Origin of the sequence: Acinetobacter seifertii (assembly GCF_000368065.1) — a bacterium.
Classification (GTDB): domain Bacteria; phylum Pseudomonadota; class Gammaproteobacteria; order Pseudomonadales; family Moraxellaceae; genus Acinetobacter; species Acinetobacter seifertii.
The window spans coordinates 468841-488399 of sequence record NZ_KB851199.1 but is presented as its reverse complement, the minus strand read 5'-3'; the positions used below and the strand labels follow the sequence as shown (position 1 = coordinate 488399).

The window sequence follows — 19559 nt, the reverse complement described above, 5'->3', positions numbered from 1 at the left end:
CAGAATGACTCAACACACTTGTCCATGTGCAAAAGGCAGTTATGCAGAATGTTGTGAGCCTTTACATTTAGGTACAGCAAAAGCCCTGACAGCGGAGCAGCTTATGCGTTCCCGCTATAGTGCTTTTGCATTACAACAAATTGATTATATTGTTCAGACTACAGCACTAGGACAGCAATCTGCTCTTGATAAAGAGGCTATTGCAGATTGGAGTAAACAAAATCAATGGTTGGGTTTGGAAGTCATCCAAGCCAAAGAAAAGTTGGATAAGACTCATGCACAGGTGGAGTTCAAAGCTCATTATCATGATGGAAAAAGTGCTCAAATCCACCATGAAGTTTCACATTTTGTGTATCAACAGCAGCAATGGTTTTTCCTTGATCCAACGGTCGATATGCAGGTCACTATGAAACAGCCTTGTATCTGCGGTTCAGGAAAAAAATTTAAACAATGCTGTGCACAATTCCTATAAGTTTATCTTAAAATACGCCCACCGTTTGGCCTGAAGGAAAGGGCAATGTTACTCACCGTTATTTATATTATTGCGATTACTGCCGAAGCTATGACTGGAGCATTGTCTGCTGGACGTCGGAGTATGGACTGGTTCGGTGTTGTACTGATTGCCTGTGTAACAGCTTTGGGTGGTGGTTCTGTACGTGATGTACTACTTGGGCACTATCCTTTAACGTGGGTGAAGCATCCTGAATATTTAGTTTTAACGTGTTGCGCTGCCTTTGTTACCATCATTATTGCTAAATGGATGCGCCATTTACATAACATTTTCTTGGTACTTGATGCTTTAGGTTTGATTGGCTTTACCATTATTGGTTGTCAGATTGCCTTACAAATGGGACATGGCTTTGTCGTTTCAGCCGTAGCAGGTGTTTTGACTGGGGTTTCGGGTGGTATTTTACGTGATATTTTATGTAACGATGTGCCATTTGTTTTCCGCCGTGAACTCTACGCGAGTATTTCTTTTGTGGCAGTGATCTGTTATTGGGTCTGTCAGGATATAGGATTAAGTCTAGAGTTAACTGTTATTTCGACTCTAATTTTCGGCTTTACCTTACGTTTGATTGCCATTTATTTTGGTTTGGAAATGCCTAAATTTATTTATAAAGATGATGATGCAGAGTCGGCTTCTTCTACCGACGAACATTAATCATTCAGAACTTGATGTGGGCATGATATAACAATTCTATATATGGTCTTGCTCACTTAATCTTTCCAGTAGAGTTAATCCTATGGATCTGGTTTCACGTATACAAAATCTCCCAATCGGCAAATTTCACTACACGCTTTTATGGGTAGTAGGGTTGGGATGGATGTTTGATGCGATGGATACCGGCATTATTGCTTTTATTATGACAACCCTTGTTAAAGACTGGTCATTAACACCGGCTGAAAGCGGTTGGATTGTCAGTATCGGCTTTGTGGGCATGGCTATCGGTGCAGTTTGCTCTGGTGCCTTAGCAGATCGTTTTGGCCGTAAAACGGTATTTGCGATTACGATGGCCATTTATAGTATTGCTACAGCTTTATGTGCTTTTGCTCCTGATCTAAAGTGGCTATTAATTTTTCGGTTTATTGTGGGGCTTGGACTAGGTGGTCAGTTACCTGTAGCAGTCACACTGGTCAGTGAATATGTTCCTGCTCATGTTCGTGGCCGATTTATTGTTCTGCTTGAAAGTTTTTGGGGACTAGGTTGGCTGGTTGCAGCGCTCATTTCTTATTTTATTATTCCTAAATTTGGCTGGCATATCGCCTTTCTTATGGGCGGCCTACCACTTCTTTATATTTTAGTGATTTGGAAAAAAGTCCCTGAGTCGATACCTTACCTGATTAACCGTGGTCGTATTGAAGAGGCGCATGCACTGGTACAAAAACTAGAAGCCGAAGCGTGCGTGCAAATAGTTCACCATATTGAAGTCGTGCCTGTGGCGATGCGACAAAAAGTTTCATTTAAACAGCTCTGGAGTGGTCAATTTGCTCGTAGAAGTTTAATGCTCTGGCTGATCTGGTTTGGAATTGTGTATTCCTATTACGGGATTTTTACCTGGTTACCAAGTCTATTGGTGAAACAAGGCTACGATGTTGTTAAATCATTTGAATATGTATTGCTTATGATTTTGGCGCAGCTACCGGGCTACTTAGCAGCTGCTTGGTTTGTTGAACGCTTAGGTCGAAAAATTACACTCGCGGCATTTATCGGGTTTTGTGCCTTATCTGCATATTTCTTTGGACAAGCTAACAGCGTAAATAGCATTATGTTTTGGGGTTGTCTCATGTCATTCTTTAATTTAGGTGCATGGGGAGTGTTATATACCTATACGCCAGAACAATATCCGGCCAATATTCGTGCCTTTGGTTCGGGCTGGGCATCGGCAATGGGGCGTATTGGTGGCATTGTAGCGCCAATCGTTGTGACTCATATGATGGTCGCTAAAAACGGGTTTAATCACGTTTTTATGATGTTTACTGTTGTTTTACTTGCTGTGGCATTGGTTATTTTGATATTAGGTGAAGAGACTCAAGGGAAAAGACTAGAGTCGATCGGACTATAGTTTTGCCTAACTTTATAGCAAGTAACTAAAAATATAGAGAGATAAGACATAATTTGACGCTCAGGTGACAGAGTCCCTCTTGTGTCTGTAACATAGCCCACTTAGCATAATACACACTTAAAATAACGACTGATTTGGAAGATAAGCTGACTATGACCAGCCTTGCGCATCATGCGACAGAAAACCGCTCTGTAGCCGAATTTACTGAACAGGCTTACTTGAATTATGCCATGTACGTCATTATGGACCGTGCATTGCCGCATATCAGTGATGGCTTAAAGCCTGTACAGCGCCGTATTGTCTATGCCATGAGCGAACTAGGCTTAAAAAATAGTGGTAAGCCTAAAAAATCAGCGCGTACAGTGGGTGATGTACTTGGTAAGTATCATCCACATGGTGACTCAGCTTGTTATGAAGCCATGGTATTAATGGCTCAGCCTTTCAGTTATCGTTATCCCTTAATCGAAGGTCAAGGTAACTGGGGAGCACCAGATGATCCTAAGTCATTTGCTGCAATGCGTTATACAGAAGCCAAACTTTCGGCTTACAGTGAGTTGTTGTTAAATGAGTTAGGTCAGGGCACAACTGAATGGCAAGATAACTTTGATGGCTCATTAAAAGAACCCATTACGTTGCCAGCGCGTATTCCGAATATTCTACTCAATGGTACAACCGGTATTGCTGTAGGTATGGCAACCGATATTCCACCGCATAATTTACGTGAAGTGATTAAAGGAACGATTGCCTTAATTCGTAACCCACAAACTTCAGATGAGAAATTAGCTGAATATATTCCAGCTCCAGACTTACCAACCAAAGCTGAAATTATTACTCCGCCAGAAGAGTTGCTTAAGATCCAGATAACTGGTCGTGGTAGTTATCGCATGCGTGCGGTTTATACCGTTGAAAAGCATGAAATCGTGATTACTGAGTTACCGTATCAAGTATCTGGCTCTAAAGTGATTACTCAAATTGCCGACCAGATGCAGGCTAAAAAGCTACCATTGGTGGTAGATATACGTGATGAGTCTGATCATGAAAACCCAACACGACTGGTGATTGTGCTGCGTTCTAATCGTATTGATGCGGAAGCAGTGATGAGCCACTTATTTGCGACCACTGATTTAGAGTCAAGCTATCGTGTCAATTTGAACATGATTGGTGAAGATGGTCGTCCTCAAGTTAAATCGATTCGCCGTATCTTGCTTGAATGGATCGAAATCCGTAAAAAAACGGTAACTCGCCGTTTGCAATATCATTTAAATCGTATTGAAAAGCGCCTGCATATTTTGGCGGGTTTGTTAATTGCTTATCTTGATATTGATACAGTGATTCGTATTATTCGTGAAGAAGATCAGCCTAAGCCAGTATTGATGGAACATTTCAATATTGATGAAATACAAGCAGAAGCGATTTTAGAGCTGAAATTACGCCATTTGGCAAAGCTTGAAGAGATGGAAATCCGTCACGAACAAGATGAGCTTGCTGAAAAAGCTGCCATTATTCGTGAACAATTGGAAAATCCTGAATCTTTGAAAAATCTGATTATTGGCGAACTAAAAGAAGACGCGAAAAAGTTTGGTGACGAACGCCGTTCTCCAATTGTTGCACGTGCTGAAGCTGTTCAAATTAAAGAACAAGATTTAATGCCAGCTGAAGCGGTAACTGTCGTTTTATCAGAAGCGGGTTGGGTTCGTGCAGCAAAAGGAGCAGATGTTGATGCTGAAAACCTAAACTACCGTGCAGGGGATCAATATTTAAGCCATGCAGTAGGTAAAACCAATCAACGAGTTTACTTCCTTGATGAAACAGGGCGTAGTTATGCCTTACCAATTAGTAGCTTACCTTCAGCCAGAGGCTTAGGTGATCCATTAAGTTCGAAACTATCTCCAGCAAGTGGGGTAGCGTTTATTCAGGCTTATTTAGATGATGATGAATCTGAACTAATTGCTGCAAGTTCAGCGGGTTATGGTTTTAAAACTCAAGTTAAACAGTTAGATACAAATGCCAAAGCTGGTAAGACATTCTTAACAGTGCCTGATAAGGCAAAAGCTTTACCGCTTATCTCCGCACAAAACATGACACATTTGGCTGTGCTTAGCTCAGCAGGGCGTTTGTTAATTTTAGATTTGGCAGAATTACCAAATTTAAATAAAGGTAAAGGTAATAAGTTGATACAACTTGAAGCTAAAGAGCAGATTTTATCCATGACAACCTTGAACCTAGATGAAATAATTCAGGTGGTTGCAGGTCAACAACATCTGAAATTAAAAGGTGATGATCTACAAAAATACATGGGTAAACGTGCTTCGAAAGGTCAGCTCTTACCACGTGGATATCAAAAAGCAAATAAACTGTTGATTCAGAGATAAAGCTAGCGTCTGGCAACATAAATACGCTATATATGGCAACAAGTTCAAGCAATGAACTGAACTTGTTGGTATTGAATAATGATTAAAAGGGCAGCAATTTGGAGTACGTAATTTGTACTCCATGCAAAAAATTTGACAGGGACAAATTGTCAAAACTTCTGTCTCATAATCTTGTTCGAAAGTGTCATGAATGTGCCAATAAGTTTTAAATATGTTCTGGCACCAAGAAGCTAAAGAATAGCTGGGGCATTGAATAACAGTTATTACTAAGGATTACGAATCGGAGATAATGGCATTATGGAAAAGATTTGGTTTGCAGAATACCAAAAGACAGGGATACCAGAAACAGTAGCATTGCCTGCAGAAAATACCTCAATTGTTGATATTTTTGAGCGTAATTTCCAGAAATTTGGTTCTCGTGATGCCTTTATCTTTATGGATAAAGCCATGTCATTTAACGAGTTGGAGCTTGCAAGCCGTAAATTCGCGACCTATTTGCAAAATTTGGGGTTAGCAAAAGGAACTCGCGTGGCAGTGATGATGCCAAACGTATTGCAGTATCCTGTAGTGGCTTTGGCGGTTTTCCGTGCTGGTTTAATTTTAGTGAATGTTAACCCACTATATACTGCACGTGAGCTTGAGCATCAGTTAAATGACTCAGGTGCTGAAGTTCTTGTCATTATCGAGAACTTTGCAAGCGTTTACCAAAGTATTTTAGGTAAAACTCCAGTCAAGCATGTTGTAGTTGCTTCTGTTGGAGACATGTTAGGTACACTTAAGGGTACTTTAGTCAATTTTGTTTTGCGTAAAGTGCGCAAACAAATTCCAGCTTGGAACATTCCGGGCCATGTTAAATTTAATAGCGCATTAAATAAAGAAAATCCAAGCAATTACAAACGTCCGAATTTAACTTTAAGCGATACAGCCGTACTTCAATATACAGGTGGTACAACGGGCGTTTCAAAAGGGGCTGAGCTGACTCACCGTAATTTGGTTGCTAACCTTTTACAGTGTGATGGTATTTTCCAAAGTAAATTTGGTGCAAATGATGGGGCGAAAGGCGACCGTATTGTTTGTGCATTACCGCTTTACCATATTTTTGCATTCATGGTTTGTGCGATGTACGGTATGTACAAAGGACAGGCAAATATCTTAATTCCAAACCCTCGTGATTTACCTGCTGTAATTAATGAATTGCGCAAATATCAACCATCATTTTTCCCAGCAGTAAATACATTATTTAATGCTTTAGTAAATAATGAAGAGTTTAAGCAACTCGACCATAGCAATTTAAAAATGGCGATGGGCGGTGGTATGGCAGTTTTACCTTCTACAGCAGAAGCTTGGAAGAAAATTACGGGTACAACCATTATCGAAGGTTATGGTTTATCAGAAACTTCGCCAGTAGCAACTGCGAATCCACCGACATCGACTGAATTTAGCGGTACGATTGGTATTCCATTACCATTAACCGATGTTGCAATTTTGGATGATGATGGAAAAGAAGTACCTTTAGGTGAACAAGGTGAAATCTCAATCCGTGGTCCTCAGGTCATGAAAGGATATTGGAACCGTCCGGATGAGACCGCTAAAGTGATGACAGCCGATGGCTTCTTCCGTACTGGTGATATTGGTATTATGGACAGCCGAGGATATACAAAAATTGTAGACCGTAAAAAAGATATGATTTTGGTTTCTGGCTTTAACGTTTATCCGAGTGAAATTGAAGAAGTTATTGCTAAACATCCAAAAGTATTGGAAGTTGCCGCAATTGGTGTTCCAGATGAAAAATCAGGTGAAGTGCCAAAACTCTTTATTGTGAAAAAAGATCCAAGTTTAACAACTGAAGAAATTTTGAACTTTGCTAAAGAAAACTTAACAGGCTACAAACGCCCTCGTTATGTTGAGTTTATGGATGAATTACCAAAATCAAATGTAGGTAAAATTTTACGTAAAGATTTACGTAAGCCTGCATAATTCTTGAATAATAAAAAAGCGCCATAGGGCGCTTTTTTATGATTAACGGTTTTTCATAAACCATCGGTCTACATAAGGGCGGCCGATTCCAACCATACCTACAAAAACAAGCATAGTGCCAAGTTGTAAACGTAGGTGAGTTAAATCAAGCTGACCATAACTCAGGTAATTATCTGCGAGGCAATATAAGCTAATTACAATCAGCCAATGCCATAAAGGAAGTCTTTTAATACCTACAGCAATAAAGGCAATCGTTAAAATCACAAAGGTACCCAATGTCGATTGCCAATTTAAATTTGCACAAATTACACTCAGTAAAAAAGCGACGATGGGTAATACAATTTTAAATATGAGGTCTACCTGAAGCTGATTCTTCTTTTGCTTTTCCAAGACATCAAACAATTCTTTTTGATCAGGTTGTTGCATACATAGCCCTATAAATCAGTGATGACATGCGATTGCATAAAATTTCAGGTAAAAACGATCAGTTATGATAGCATGATCAACAGTATTTTCAGTGATGGATGGCACTATGCACGGCATCAGCAGCATTATCTATATTATTTTAGTGGCATGTTTGCTGCCATACGCATTTACCGTAATTGCAAAATTTAAAGGCGGTTTTCAACCCGTTGATAATCAGAACCCAAGAGATTTTCTTGCTAATACAAAGGGTATCGCTGCTCGGGCAAATGCAGTACAACAAAACAGTTTTGAAAGTTTACCTTTATTTTTAACAGCTATTTTGATGGCTGAATATATGGTCGTTCCTGAATACTTTATTTTGAGATTGGGTTGGGCATATATTATTTTACGTGTCATTTATGGCATCTGTTATTTATGTAATTGGGCAACTTTACGTTCGATTGTCTGGTTTTTATCATTGTTATGTCCAATATTTTTGTTGATCGTGACAATTAAGCTGACTTGAGTGTCATTCTGTCACCATTCATATCAACTTTCGCGTGTGCGCATTGTATAATCGGCATCATTTTGATGATATCCACGTTATAATCGAGTGGATTTTACATCTGACTTCATAACGAAAGAGTATTGATATGAGTTACAGCAATATCCCAGCAGGTAAAGATGCACCAAATGACATCTATGTCATCATTGAAATTCCTGCAAATGCAGCGCCAATTAAATATGAAATTGACAAAGATTCTGATGCATTGTTTGTAGACCGTTTCATGGGTACAGCAATGTTCTATCCAGCAAACTATGGTTATGTACCAAATACTTTGTCTGAAGATGGTGATCCATTAGACGTACTTGTTGTAACTCCACATCCTGTTGCTGCTGGTTCTGTAATTCGTTGCCGCCCAGTTGGTAAATTAAACATGGAAGATGACGGTGGTATCGACGCGAAATTAATCGCAGTTCCACACGAGAAATTATCTCCACTTTACAAAGACGTGAAGGAATATACAGATCTTCCTCCATTGTTGATTAGCCAAGTTGAGCATTTCTTCAGCCACTACAAAGATTTAGAACCTGGCAAATGGGTGAAAATCAGCGGTTGGGAAGGTGCTGACGTTGCTAAAGCTGAAGTATTGAAAGCAATCGAAGCTGCTAAATAAGCTCTGATTTTATGAGCCTAGAGTGTCTCAATTGATATTCTAGGCTCAATAAAAAACCTACCTGTGTTACCAGAGGTAGGTTTTTTTATGCTTGATAGATCTATGAATTAGAATAATTTCACAGGAATATCAAGGAAGATACGCCATTCGTTTGTATCACCGATGTACGCATTAGATTGGTAAGCATCGCTCGCACGGTAGTAAGAGTTACGAATACGAAGACTTGCATCTTTAGCAAAACCACTTTGAACTGTGTATTTTACTTGGTTGAAGAATTCGCGCTCTTGAGCATCGTCAGTTACATTGCGAACTTTGATGTCCCAACCGTATACAAATGCAGTTGTCCAGTTCAAACCAGGTAATACACCTAATTTACCGAAATCAACGTTGTATTGAATTTGTGCAGATTTCTCGTGGTTACCGATGAAATCAGACATATAAGAGTTTGGTAAATAAATACTTTGGAAGCCGTCAGCATTTTGACCATAGTCATAACCAACATTACCAGTGTTTTGTTGGTAAGCAAGCATAACACTGTGTGGACCAGTGTTATAAGTGGTAGAGAATGCCCAAATGTTGTTGGTTTTTTCTTCGCCAGCTACACCAGTGGCACCATAGTTAGGTGCTACTGTTCCAGTTGCTGAATAAGTATGTGCATTAGCATCAAACTTAGTGTGGTAGCCACTGAAGTCATAAGTTAATGAGCTGCCATTTGTTAAAGGCTGTTTAAAGTTCACATTAGCATAATGGCGTTCAAGCGCATTTTTGCTGTCTAAACCATAGTAAGAGGCATTTAAGTTATCATTGAACTTATATTTACCACCCCAAACGATTGCACGATCAAGGCCTCTGCCAGACGCATCGGCATCGGTATTGATTTGGTCAGACATTTGGTCTTTTGTGAATTTACCAGCAACTAACTCAAGATTCTTGATTTCATGGCTTGTTAATAAAGTACCTGTAAAGTATTCAGGAACCATACGGCCAGTATTACTTGCTAAAACTGGTAAATCGAGTACTTGAGTACCATAGCGTACAGTCGTATTTGAGAAACGAGCTTTAACGCTACCGCCACCACGACCCCAATGGTCATAAGCTGAACCATCATTGTTTTTAGGAATCATTTGGTTGCCGGCATTTTTATTTTCACCGATTTTAAATGAACCATCACCAACAACGCCAACACCGAAACCAACGATACCAGGGGTAAAGCCAGATTCAAGATTTACAATTGCCGATTGAGCAACTGAGCTGGTATCTTTCGCGCCTTGTTTCTTGTCGCGAGTTAGATAACCTGTACGGAAGAGAATAGAACCGTTCGCATCTTCAACAAATCCTTTTGCCTCACTTTGCTCGCTTGCCTGAGCTGAGGAAATTATTGCCGCAGAAATGAGAACTGCTAATGTAAGTTTTTGTGCATTTAGCATATTTAAAGAACCTCATAAAAACGATAAATCCTGTGCCTTGTTATAATTCAGGGCCTAGGATTTCCATCAATTGTATAAGTAATCTATAAAAAAGATATATTTTTGTTGATTTTATTTTATATATGCTATGCAGAAATTGATTAATGTGGTACTGGATGTTTAGTAAATTTACTCATAGTGTTTTATACTTAATGTATTGTTTAAAATAAAAAAAGTAATTTATTTTTTAGTTGATTTTTACCATTTATTTTATATTCAAACTTTAAAAAATAGTTGATTTTTGTGTTCGTTTTTTGCTCTTTTTTGCTGGATATGTTTACTTTTTAACCTTTCTTTAAGTTGGTTTTTTCGACGATTCATTTTAAACATCCTTTAAATTGTTACAATATAACATTGTTTTTAAAGCGCAATGTATAAGAGTGGATTGTTATAAAAAGCCAATACAATTTAATTAAGCTGATCAAAATTAGTGCGATATTTTGCGTAAATTCTGTGCAGTACTCTTTTTGTTTATATTATCGCTTAAAAAAGACCCAAAATAGTTCACCACTTTTAACTCAAAAATAAATAAAGAAATGAAGTAAGTAAAAATGCTCACCCCCAGAACATTACTAGAATCGCCTCCAATAATTTACATACTTTTTATATCTAGTCTTTAAATCTAAATAGAAAATTTACGTGCATAAAATGAATACTTCCAACCTCGGTAATAATTTCTGACAAGGGGTTTTTCTATGTTGAGCATTTTTAGCTTTGTAATAATTTATTTTTATTGGATTGTTTTTTATAAATATATTTCTATGAGCGTTAGGCGATATTTTCATTTTAAAAAGAATTTGATTTCAAAACTGATGCAGCGCAGCGATATCAAATATGGACTTGGCACAGCAATTGCTAAAGCTTAAGTAACAAAATTTGTTTAATTCAATTAAATCGTGCGTTCATTGTGGGGGAGATCAAAATGATGAAATTTGCACTTAAAGCAGTAGCATTCGGCGTACTCACGGCAGGTTCAACCATGGTTATGGCTGAAAATGCTCCATCATCTTTTTACGGCATCACGACAACTGGAAGTGTAGCAGCGACCACAGACTATCGCTTCCGTGGTGTTACCCAATCTTCAAATAACCCTGCCATTCAAGGCGGTTTCACTTTTTCTCATAAATCAGGGGCTTATTTATCGCTTTGGGGCTCAAGTGTTGATTTTGGCGTAACAGGTAACTCAACTGAAACAGATGTGGCTTTGGGCTATACCAATACTTTAAAGTTATCCGATAAGCTTGCACCTACTTATGATGTTGGTGTAATTCATTATGGTTACATTGGTTCGGGTCATAGTTTTGACCGTAATGGTGTCGGTTATGATGGTAAAAACGGATTAGATTTTAATGAAGTTTACGGTAAATTAACGTTTGCTGATTCTTTACTTAAAGGTGATGCACTCAGTGTGGGCGTCAACTATTCAAATGACTATTGGGCGAACTCTAAACAGTTCTGGTATTTTAACGTTGGTTATTCTGCACCAATTGCAAACACTGGATTTACTGGACTTGCATCAGTTGGCTATAACAAATTTAAAAATAAAGAAGCTTTAGCTGTAGTGGCTGGTGGTCCTGGAACAGACGACAGCTATATCGATTACAAAGTTGGTATCAACCGTAATATTTTAGGTGTTTTGGCTGAGTTAGATGTAGTGGGTACAGATGTCAGTACTTCTGGTATGACTGATGCTCAGAAAAAACTTTACGACGCTGGCTTAGTATTTAGTTTAACTAAAACTTTCTAAGTTTATGCTGTAAAAAAGCGGGTTATTTACCCGCTTTTTTATTAGTTTTCTATTTCAGAAAGTAGTTGTTTTAACTGGTTAAGCTCAGTATTTGTGGCCTTCGATAAAGGTTTACGTGGTGAGCCTGCAGAGACACCTTTTAGTTCTAAGCCTGCTTTAATCGTTTTGGGTAAACCACCATTTACAATAAAGCGGAGTAAAGGAAGTTGTTGGTAAAATGACTTTTGTGCCTGACTTAAATCACTATTTTTTACATATTCAATCAGCTGTTGAGGTCGTTGGCCTAATAAGTTCGGTGCTGCTGTACACCAACCGCTTGCTCCTGCACATAAAGCTTCTAAAGCTAGAGGGTTACAGCCGTTATAAAATGGAAGTTCACCTTTTGAGAGTTCCTGAATTTTATGCATGCGCTGAATATCACCGCTACTTTCTTTCACCATCGTGATGTTTGCAATGTTATTAAACATACGCACAATTAACTCTGGAGACATATCAACACCACTCGTTGCAGGATTGTTATACACCATAATCGGCAAAGTCGTTGCCTGAGCAATCGCTTGATAATATTCAAAAATCTCTTGATCAGTTAGTTTCCAGTACGATACAGGAATCACCATAAGTGCATCTGCACCATAGCTTTGCGCGATTTGTGCCTTTTTGATGGCTTGATCGGTGGTGAGTTCTGAAATTCCAATAATGACAGGTAAGCGTTTATTAATACTTTCAATAGAAGTTTTCGCGACTAAACACCACTCATCCCATTCAAGATAAGCGCTTTCACCTGTACTGCCTAGAGGTGCAATCGCATCGCAGCCATTTTCAATAAGCAAATCCAGCATCTGTTTTAAAACAGGAAGGTTAATGGTGTTGTCATCAGAAAATGGCGTAACAGGGTAGCCAATAATGCCGTGTAGTTTCATGGTCGAAATCTCTTTTTAAATACAGTCAAAATGTTTTTTCAAAGCTTTACGTGCGTAGTAAGCAAAGTTCACTTTGTTACGTTTATCGGTCGATACCCAGTTATGTGCTTCTGTGGCTAAATCGTGTGGGATCGGCTGAATTTGCCCAGCAGACATGGCTAGTAGTTGCAGTTGAGCTGCGCGTTCAATTAAAAGAGCCAAGTTGCAGGCTTCTTCAATGGTTTTTCCTGTAACCAGTTGACCGTGGTGAGACAACAAAACAGCGCGGTTTTTACCAAGAGCAGAGGAAATCAAAATACCTTCTTCATTGCCCACAGGAACACCCGGCCAATGGCCTACAAATGAGCAATCTTCGTAAAGTGCACAGACATCCATTTGAGAAATCATGAGCGGAATTTGAAGCATGGAAAGAGCCGCGACATGCGTAGGATGTGTATGGATAATGCAGTTCACCTCTGGGTGTTCTTTATAAATCCATGTGTGAAAACGGTTGGCTGGGTTTGCCATTCCTTCTTGATGGATGGGTTCTAAATCTTGGTTCACTTCAAGTAAGTTTGAAGCAGTAATTTCATCAAAACCTAAACCGAAACGTTGGGTAATAAAGGTTTCTTTATTTTCACTACGGCATGTAATTTGACCTGCCAAACCAGCATCATGGCCATGGTCAAATAAAATACGACAAGTGAGTGCAAGCTTTTGGCGGTCAGTTAAATCTGAGTCGCTAATCCACTTTTGCATGTCTTGCTGTGCGTGTTGCATCAGGTCTTGTTTATTTACAGAAGCAGTCTTCATCTCTTCTCCAGTCCAAGTTGACCAAATTAAGTAGGTGAAGGCAGAATAGAAAACAACTGGATCAATCAATACATCCAGTTTTCATAAGTTATATGGTCCAGATGGGGCGAATATGCTAAGACCTTGGCAAGTACATTTTCGTATCGATGAAAGAGAAGAAAAAACGGTTTTCCTAAAACTGACTAACTTGATTAGTCAGGAAATTTTAAGTGGCCGTTTAGGGCAGGGGACTATGTTGCCGGGGTCTCGTAGCTTGTCAAAAGAACTAGGAATTAATCGGAAAACCGTGCAGGCAGTTTATGAAGAACTAGAGGCACAAGGATGGTTGGTGACTCGTCCCCGAAAAGGCACATTTGTGGCAGATATTTTGCCTGAAAGTTCAATTGAGATAGAGCCAGCCTTTGAGCAAATAGAACAAGAGAAATCTCTAATTCAAAGCACTGCTGTCTATCCACATAACGATGGTGTGCCAGATCCACGACTTATTCCCTACGAACTATTTTCACGCGCCTATCGCCATGCACTGATTAAAATTACGCAAAACCAGTACATGGGCTATGGCGACCCGCGGGGAATGATTGAGTTAAGACAAGCCTTACGACAAATGCTCTCGATGGAACGTTTTATGAATGTTGCCGAAGATGAGATTTGTATTGTGCGTGGTAGCCAGATGGGAATTTTTCTTGCATCTCGTGCATTACCCAATCGGCAGGGTGTTATTGTCGTTGAAGAGCTGTATTACCCATCTGCTGTTAAAGCGTTCCAATCAAATGGCTTTCAAGTGGTTGCTGTCAAACTAGATGAACAGGGTATTATTATTGAAGATCTAGAACGAATTTTAAAAGAACACTCGGTTGCTGCCATTTATACAACTCCGCATCATCAATATCCCACCACTGTCACGATGCCAATGAATCGCCGTCTTCAACTCTTAGAGCTTTCAAAAAAATGGGGCTTTTATATTATTGAAGATGACTATGACCATGAATTCCATTATGACAGCCGGCCTATGCCACCCTTAGCGAGTTTGCCTCATTCTGAATTAGTTATTCATGTGGGTTCATTGTCTAAAGTTTTTGCACCGGGTATTCGTTTGGGTTACATCGTGGCATCTTCACCAATCATTCAATCCATTACTGAAGATATTTTATTGATTGATCGGCAAGGCAATAACATTACGGAACTTGCTTTAGCAGATTTAATGCAGCGAGGGGAGATCAAACGGCACATTCGCAAAATGAAAAAAATATATCAGCTACGTCGAGACCATGCCTTAGATGAGTTTCAGCGAATTTTTGCAGAGAGTGTTCATATACAACGACCCGCGGGCGGAATGGCCTTATGGGCGAAATTCCAGAAACCATTTACTCAAGATCAGCTTATACAGTTAAAAGATCTTAACATTGATACAGAGCATAAGTTTAAACAAATAGGGTCTTCTAATCGTTGTATTCGCTTGGGTTTTGCCGCTTTATCAGAGAAAGAAATCACTGCTTTAATCGAGAAGCTAAATGAGATTCTTAATAAAAGAACAGTGAACTCATAATCTGTTATTTCATTTTAAGAAAGCTCACTCTAATTGGTCTTTATACTTTTGAATTTCTGAGACAAAGCTAAGCAGGAACGGTGTGATTTGTGACTTATATTCTTCAGTATGTAGCATTTCAAAAATTTGTTCGGGAGATTTACTGAGAAGAGAGAAGCGTAAAAATAAATCTTCAAAAAAGTTGCTGCTCACTGTCGAAAGTACTCTTCTTAAAGAAACTAGCATGTCGTCACCGCGACTAGATGCATGAACTAGAATAATCGGCTTGTCTATAATTTCGGTACGGGAAACCATCCAATCAATTGCATTTTTAAGACCGCCCGGAATACAACGAATATATTCAGGACTTGAAATAATAATTCCATCTGATGCAGAAACAGATTTGATGAAATCTTCCACTACAGTAGGCGTTTTTTCTCCTTCATTATCTGGAGAAAAGATAGGCAGATTATTAATTTGATCAAAAACTGTAAACTCAATACTGGACGGTGCTATATCCCTCATTGCTTTTAATAGCGCCGTATTGGTAGATACTTTTCTTGCACTACCCGATATAGCCAAAATTTTCATAGCGTCCTCTTTTGTGCCTTTTTATATAGGCTTTAACAAATTCTCTAATGAACGACTCAGTTACATATTAAAAAAGCGGATACACGATCCGCTGTTTTATCTTAAGAATGATTGCCTCGATAAGAGAGCGCTTCTGTAAGATGAGGACTTTGAATCATCTCACTTTGAGCTAAATCGGCAATGGTCCGCGCTACTCGTAAAACACGATGATAAGCACGAGCCGATAAATTTAAACGTTGCTGAGCCATTTCAATCATTCGCTGTGATGTTTCATCTAAGACAGCGAATTGTTCTAATTGTTTCGGTGAAAGCGCTTGATTTAAACAATTTTGTCTTTGTATTTGTTGTTCATAAGCATAAATCACACGTTGTCGCACAGTTGTAGAATCTTCAGCAGGCGTTGGGTCTTGCAGTTCCTGAGCTTTTAAAGGTGGCACATCAATATGCAAATCGATACGGTCAAGTAACGGGCCCGATATACGATTCTGATAACGTTTAATACTCTCGGGTGAGCACTGACAACGACTGTCTTGATTAAATGCATAACCACATGGGCAGGGGTTCATGGCTGCAATCAGTTGGAAGTTGGCAGGATAGGTAATTTGCCGCGCTGCTCGTGAAATAATAATTTCTTTTGACTCAAGTGGCTGGCGTAAAACTTCTAATACTTTACGATCAAACTCGGGCAATTCATCTAAGAATAGAACACCTAAATGAGATAAGGTAATTTCACCCGGTTTAGGATGTGAGCCGCCCCCAACTAGTGCAATTGCGGATGCAGTATGATGTGGTGCACGAAAAGGACGCTGTCCAAAAGTATGTGGCGTATTTGAAATAGAATAAATACTAGCAACTTCAAGCGTTTCTTGAGTAGATAGTGGCGGTAAAATTGAAGGAAGGCGTGAGGCGAGTAAAGTCTTACCTGTACCAGGTGGTCCTTTAAAGAGCAAGGAGTGCCCTCCAGCGGCAGCGATTTCTAGTGCACGGCGCGGGCGTAGCTGGCCTTTTACATCTGCAAGGTCAAATTTATACGGCATGGCATTTGAGCGGGAAGATGATTGCACCTGAGATAGCTTAGTATTTCCTAAAAAGTGTTCACAAACTTCTTTTAAATGGCTCACCGGATAACACTCAAGATTTGGTAAGTGACTAATATCCTGACTATTATCTTGGGGTAAAACAATTTTATGCTGAGCTTGCTGGCATGCCATTGCCAAAGTTAAAGCGCCTGAAACTGGTCTTACATGACCATCTAGTGCTAACTCTCCAATAAATTCAAAGTCTTCTGTGCAGTTCTCTGGAAGCTGACCTGAGGCAATTAATATCCCTAATGCAATCGGTAAATCTAAACGTGAACCATCTTTGGGCAAATCTGCGGGAGCAAGATTAATAGTCAGCCGTTTAGTCGGAAACTGAAATCCACTATTAATAATGGCTGAGCGAACCCTGTCCTTACTCTCCCTAACTGCTGCTTCAGCAAGCCCTACAATCGTTAGAGAAGGTAAGCCTTGACTCACGTGCACCTCTACTTCTATGAGAGGTGCATGCAATCCTAAAAGTCCCCGAGTATAAATTTTAGAAAAAGACATCTTATTGTTCCATTATGGTGCTTCATTTTTAATCGTTGTAAAGTATAAGTGCGCTACGTTGGTGCTTATTTTTTATTCTTTAAAGTTCCTTCTAACAGACTTACTTGTTTTTGTAGCTCTTCTAAACGTTGGTTGGCTAAATGGAGGGCGGTTTTCTGTCTTTCGATTTCTTGTTTCGACACGAGGTCTAATTTCTCGACAGTTTCATTTAATAATGCACGTAAATTTTTTTCTAAATCTTTTTTAGGCTCGTCAATTTGTTCCAAAATGGCCTGTAATAGAGTTTCTAACATGGGATATCCAAACTGTTGTATTCACTTTACTTGTCAGTTTAACACTGCTTGAACTTAGGATATAGGCTTCTTGGCTTTCCGATATTGCATAACAATAAATTGAAATAAAAACAGGACTGCAAATTCATTTTATTTTTAGTAGCTCATCTACATCTTGATAACTAAATAGGTTATAAAGAAAGCTCATGCAAAAGATTCATCTCCTCCAACCTTTGAAATATTGGCATGAAAATTGAACATAAAACCTTACTGGTGAAAAGAAGCCGAAGGAAACAAACATGAAGCTTGTAACTGCAATTGTAAAACCGTTTAAATTGGATGATGTGCGAGAAGCACTCTCTGACATTGGTGTACAAGGGATTACCGTAACTGAAGTTAAAGGTTTTGGTCGTCAAAAAGGGCATACAGAACTTTACCGCGGCGCGGAGTATGTGGTTGATTTCTTACCTAAAGTAAAAATCGAAATTGCGATTAGCGATGAAATGGTCGACGCAGTAATTGAGTCAATTACTCGTGTGGCAAGTACTGGGAAAATCGGCGACGGTAAGATTTTTGTGACTAATCTGGAACAAGTCATCCGTATCCGTACGGGTGAAACAGGACCAGATGCTGTCTAAATTGGCACAAAGCTTGCTGAGCAATAAATAGCTCGCAAATGAGGTTGGGGGACACGAATGAAAAAAATGCTTATGGCGCTGAGTCTAACAGGCGCACTTTTGGGTGGTACTGCCGCTTGGGCAGAAGAGACTGTAACAACACCGACATCTGAGGTTACAGCAACATCAACATCTGCAGCTCCTGCAACAACTGCAGCAGCACCAGCCGCCGCAGCAACTCCGGCAGCTCCAGCACCTACACCAAAACTCGATACAGGCGATACATCTTGGATTTTAGTTTCAACAGCTTTAGTACTGTTGATGACGATTCCTGGCTTGGCATTGTTCTACGGCGGTATGGTCCGTAAGAAAAACGTCTTAAGTACCATGATGTTTAGCCTTTCTGCTGCAATTTTGGTAAGTTTAATTTGGGTGATTGCTGGTTATTCACTCGCGTTCTCTGGCACAGGTGCATACTTTGGTGACTTGTCTAAAGCGATGCTCAACGGCGTAGGCTTTAATGCACTAACTGGAACAATTCCTGAAAGCTTGTTTGTTATTTTCCAAATGACTTTTGCAATCATTACTGTCGCAATTTTGAGTGGTTCGATTGCTGACCGTATGAAATATTCAGCTTTCATGGCCTTTATTACTATTTGGGTACTCGTAGTTTATGCGCCAATTACTCACTGGGTGTGGGCAACAGATGGTTGGTTATTTAAAGCAGGCGCGTTAGATTTTGCTGGTGGTACAGTTGTACATATCAACTCTGGTGTTGCAGGTTTAGTCGCAGCTTACATGCTTGGTAAACGTATTGGCCTTGGCCGTGAATCTATGGCACCGCATAACCTAACTTTAACTGTAATCGGTGCAAGCTTACTTTGGGTGGGTTGGTTCGGCTTCAACGGTGGTAGTGCGTTAGGCGCTGGTGCTCGTGCAAGTATGGCAATTTTAGTAACTCAAGTTGCTGCCGCTGCTGCTGCGTTCTCTTGGTTAGTTGTAGAACGTATGATTCGTGGTAAAGCTTCTGTATTAGGTGGTGCATCTGGTGCTGTGGCTGGTTTGGTTGTGATTACACCAGCAGCTGGTTTCGTCGGTGTAGGCGGAGCTCTAGTGATGGGCTTAATCGGTGGTGTTGTTTGCTTCTGGGGTATTACAGCACTTAAACGCTTACTCAAGGCAGATGATGCATTGGATGCCTTTGGTTTACATGCAGTAGGTGGTATTGTCGGCGCGATTTTAACTGGCGTGTTCTACAGTGATGAAATCATCAAAGCGGCTAGTGTGACTTTAGCTCCAACATTTGCTGGTCAATTGTGGGTACAAGTTGAAGGTGTACTTGCAACTATGGTTTATAGCGGTGTTGTAACCTTCATTATTCTTAAAGTGATTGATGTGGTGATTGGTCTGCGTGTTAATGCCGATGATGAACGTATGGGTCTGGATTTAAGCCAACATGGCGAACGTATTGAATAATACATAATATATCTGCTGTATTAAAAACAGTCTTGAGCTGTGATCAAAGCGATGCTTTGATCTGGCTC

The 19559-nt window shown here is 39.7% G+C and carries 18 protein-coding genes; 11 read left to right on the top strand and 7 right to left on the bottom strand.

Features of this window, described 5'->3' with window-relative positions; translation table 11 throughout:
* The first annotated feature begins 4 nt into the window (after nucleotides 1–4).
* The 5 genes from F985_RS07240 to F985_RS07220 all read left to right on the top strand — a co-directional run bounded on the left by F985_RS07240 (nucleotide 5) and on the right by F985_RS07220 (nucleotide 6913).
* Nucleotides 5–472 (top strand): YchJ family protein, encoded by a 468-nt coding sequence (locus tag F985_RS07240; protein ID WP_004699299.1) that lies wholly within the window; start codon nucleotides 5–7, stop codon nucleotides 470–472.
* Between the two features lie 45 nt (nucleotides 473–517).
* Nucleotides 518–1162: a trimeric intracellular cation channel family protein gene (locus tag F985_RS07235; protein ID WP_004699296.1), complete on the top strand. Its 645-nt coding sequence runs from the start codon at nucleotides 518–520 to the stop codon at nucleotides 1160–1162.
* 82 nt (nucleotides 1163–1244) lie between these two features.
* Entirely contained in the window at nucleotides 1245–2564 is a 1320-nt protein-coding gene (niaP, locus tag F985_RS07230) for a niacin transporter NiaP (RefSeq protein WP_004699295.1), read from the top strand.
* Nucleotides 2565–2716: 152 nt separating this feature from the next.
* On the top strand, nucleotides 2717–4936 hold the full coding sequence (gene parC / locus F985_RS07225) for a DNA topoisomerase IV subunit A (protein ID WP_004699292.1): 2220 nt from the start codon (nucleotides 2717–2719) through the stop codon (nucleotides 4934–4936).
* 297 nt (nucleotides 4937–5233) lie between these two features.
* A complete protein-coding gene (locus F985_RS07220) occupies nucleotides 5234–6913 on the top strand; it encodes a long-chain-fatty-acid--CoA ligase (RefSeq protein WP_004699291.1) in 1680 nt (559 codons plus the stop codon).
* A gap of 42 nt (nucleotides 6914–6955) precedes the next feature.
* Here the strand turns inward: F985_RS07220 and F985_RS07215 are convergent, their stop codons facing one another.
* On the bottom strand, nucleotides 6956–7339 hold the full coding sequence (locus tag F985_RS07215; protein ID WP_004699289.1) for a hypothetical protein: 384 nt from the start codon (nucleotides 7337–7339) through the stop codon (nucleotides 6956–6958).
* 106 nt (nucleotides 7340–7445) lie between these two features.
* Between F985_RS07215 and F985_RS07210 the strand changes: the two genes are divergently transcribed.
* Both F985_RS07210 and ppa read left to right on the top strand, forming a co-directional pair.
* On the top strand, nucleotides 7446–7844 hold the full coding sequence (locus F985_RS07210; protein ID WP_004699287.1) for an MAPEG family protein: 399 nt from the start codon (nucleotides 7446–7448) through the stop codon (nucleotides 7842–7844).
* A gap of 127 nt (nucleotides 7845–7971) precedes the next feature.
* On the top strand, nucleotides 7972–8496 hold the full coding sequence (ppa, locus tag F985_RS07205) for an inorganic diphosphatase (RefSeq protein ID WP_002121243.1): 525 nt from the start codon (nucleotides 7972–7974) through the stop codon (nucleotides 8494–8496).
* A gap of 107 nt (nucleotides 8497–8603) precedes the next feature.
* Here the strand turns inward: ppa and F985_RS07200 are convergent, their stop codons facing one another.
* Nucleotides 8604–9923 carry an OprD family outer membrane porin gene (locus tag F985_RS07200; protein ID WP_004699285.1) on the bottom strand — a complete coding sequence of 440 codons (1320 nt, stop codon included), beginning with the start codon at nucleotides 9921–9923 and terminating at the stop codon, nucleotides 8604–8606.
* Between the two features lie 961 nt (nucleotides 9924–10884).
* Between F985_RS07200 and F985_RS07195 the strand changes: the two genes are divergently transcribed.
* Nucleotides 10885–11709, top strand: coding sequence for a TorF family putative porin (locus F985_RS07195; protein WP_004699283.1), 825 nt, complete (start codon nucleotides 10885–10887; stop codon nucleotides 11707–11709).
* A 41-nt stretch (nucleotides 11710–11750) separates the two neighbouring features.
* On the opposite strand, the gene F985_RS07190 is transcribed toward F985_RS07195, so the two are convergent.
* Complete coding sequence (locus F985_RS07190) at nucleotides 11751–12629, bottom strand: dihydrodipicolinate synthase family protein (protein ID WP_004699282.1); 879 nt, start codon at nucleotides 12627–12629, stop codon at nucleotides 11751–11753.
* 15 nt (nucleotides 12630–12644) lie between these two features.
* Nucleotides 12645–13421, bottom strand: coding sequence for an aldolase (locus F985_RS07185; protein ID WP_004699281.1), 777 nt, complete (start codon nucleotides 13419–13421; stop codon nucleotides 12645–12647).
* 112 nt (nucleotides 13422–13533) lie between these two features.
* On the opposite strand from F985_RS07185, the gene pdxR reads away from it, so the two are divergent.
* Complete coding sequence (gene pdxR, locus F985_RS07180; RefSeq protein ID WP_004699280.1) at nucleotides 13534–14967, top strand: MocR-like pyridoxine biosynthesis transcription factor PdxR; 1434 nt, start codon at nucleotides 13534–13536, stop codon at nucleotides 14965–14967.
* 24 nt (nucleotides 14968–14991) lie between these two features.
* Here the strand turns inward: pdxR and F985_RS07175 are convergent, their stop codons facing one another.
* From F985_RS07175 to F985_RS07165, 3 genes are all read right to left on the bottom strand, one after another.
* A complete protein-coding gene (locus tag F985_RS07175) occupies nucleotides 14992–15537 on the bottom strand; it encodes an NADPH-dependent FMN reductase (protein WP_004699279.1) in 546 nt (181 codons plus the stop codon).
* Between the two features lie 101 nt (nucleotides 15538–15638).
* Nucleotides 15639–17126: a YifB family Mg chelatase-like AAA ATPase gene (locus F985_RS07170; RefSeq protein WP_004699278.1), complete on the bottom strand. Its 1488-nt coding sequence runs from the start codon at nucleotides 17124–17126 to the stop codon at nucleotides 15639–15641.
* A 65-nt stretch (nucleotides 17127–17191) separates the two neighbouring features.
* A complete protein-coding gene (locus F985_RS07165; protein ID WP_004699277.1) occupies nucleotides 17192–17419 on the bottom strand; it encodes an accessory factor UbiK family protein in 228 nt (75 codons plus the stop codon).
* A 278-nt stretch (nucleotides 17420–17697) separates the two neighbouring features.
* On the opposite strand from F985_RS07165, the gene glnK reads away from it, so the two are divergent.
* Together glnK and F985_RS07155 are read left to right on the top strand one after the other, a co-directional pair.
* On the top strand, nucleotides 17698–18036 hold the full coding sequence (glnK, locus tag F985_RS07160; protein ID WP_000780326.1) for a P-II family nitrogen regulator: 339 nt from the start codon (nucleotides 17698–17700) through the stop codon (nucleotides 18034–18036).
* Nucleotides 18037–18093: 57 nt separating this feature from the next.
* Entirely contained in the window at nucleotides 18094–19491 is a 1398-nt protein-coding gene (locus tag F985_RS07155; protein WP_004699276.1) for an ammonium transporter, read from the top strand.
* Nucleotides 19492–19559 lie beyond the last annotated feature (68 nt).

Excerpts from the sequence above, each read along its gene's own strand:
- F985_RS07240 (WP_004699299.1), top strand. The coding sequence starts at position 5 with ATGACTCAACACACTTGTCCATGTGCAAAAGGCAGTTATGCAGAATGT.
- F985_RS07235 (WP_004699296.1), top strand. The coding sequence starts at position 518 with ATGTTACTCACCGTTATTTATATTATTGCGATTACTGCCGAAGCTATG.
- niaP (WP_004699295.1), top strand. The coding sequence starts at position 1,245 with ATGGATCTGGTTTCACGTATACAAAATCTCCCAATCGGCAAATTTCAC.
- parC (WP_004699292.1), top strand. The coding sequence starts at position 2,717 with ATGACCAGCCTTGCGCATCATGCGACAGAAAACCGCTCTGTAGCCGAA.
- F985_RS07220 (WP_004699291.1), top strand. The coding sequence starts at position 5,234 with ATGGAAAAGATTTGGTTTGCAGAATACCAAAAGACAGGGATACCAGAA.
- F985_RS07215 (WP_004699289.1), bottom strand. The coding sequence starts at position 7,339 with ATGCAACAACCTGATCAAAAAGAATTGTTTGATGTCTTGGAAAAGCAA.
- F985_RS07210 (WP_004699287.1), top strand. The coding sequence starts at position 7,446 with ATGCACGGCATCAGCAGCATTATCTATATTATTTTAGTGGCATGTTTG.
- ppa (WP_002121243.1), top strand. The coding sequence starts at position 7,972 with ATGAGTTACAGCAATATCCCAGCAGGTAAAGATGCACCAAATGACATC.
- F985_RS07200 (WP_004699285.1), bottom strand. The coding sequence starts at position 9,923 with ATGCTAAATGCACAAAAACTTACATTAGCAGTTCTCATTTCTGCGGCA.
- F985_RS07195 (WP_004699283.1), top strand. The coding sequence starts at position 10,885 with ATGATGAAATTTGCACTTAAAGCAGTAGCATTCGGCGTACTCACGGCA.
- F985_RS07190 (WP_004699282.1), bottom strand. The coding sequence starts at position 12,629 with ATGAAACTACACGGCATTATTGGCTACCCTGTTACGCCATTTTCTGAT.
- F985_RS07185 (WP_004699281.1), bottom strand. The coding sequence starts at position 13,421 with ATGAAGACTGCTTCTGTAAATAAACAAGACCTGATGCAACACGCACAG.
- pdxR (WP_004699280.1), top strand. The coding sequence starts at position 13,534 with ATGCTAAGACCTTGGCAAGTACATTTTCGTATCGATGAAAGAGAAGAA.
- F985_RS07175 (WP_004699279.1), bottom strand. The coding sequence starts at position 15,537 with ATGAAAATTTTGGCTATATCGGGTAGTGCAAGAAAAGTATCTACCAAT.
- F985_RS07170 (WP_004699278.1), bottom strand. The coding sequence starts at position 17,126 with ATGTCTTTTTCTAAAATTTATACTCGGGGACTTTTAGGATTGCATGCA.
- F985_RS07165 (WP_004699277.1), bottom strand. The coding sequence starts at position 17,419 with ATGTTAGAAACTCTATTACAGGCCATTTTGGAACAAATTGACGAGCCT.
- glnK (WP_000780326.1), top strand. The coding sequence starts at position 17,698 with ATGAAGCTTGTAACTGCAATTGTAAAACCGTTTAAATTGGATGATGTG.
- F985_RS07155 (WP_004699276.1), top strand. The coding sequence starts at position 18,094 with ATGAAAAAAATGCTTATGGCGCTGAGTCTAACAGGCGCACTTTTGGGT.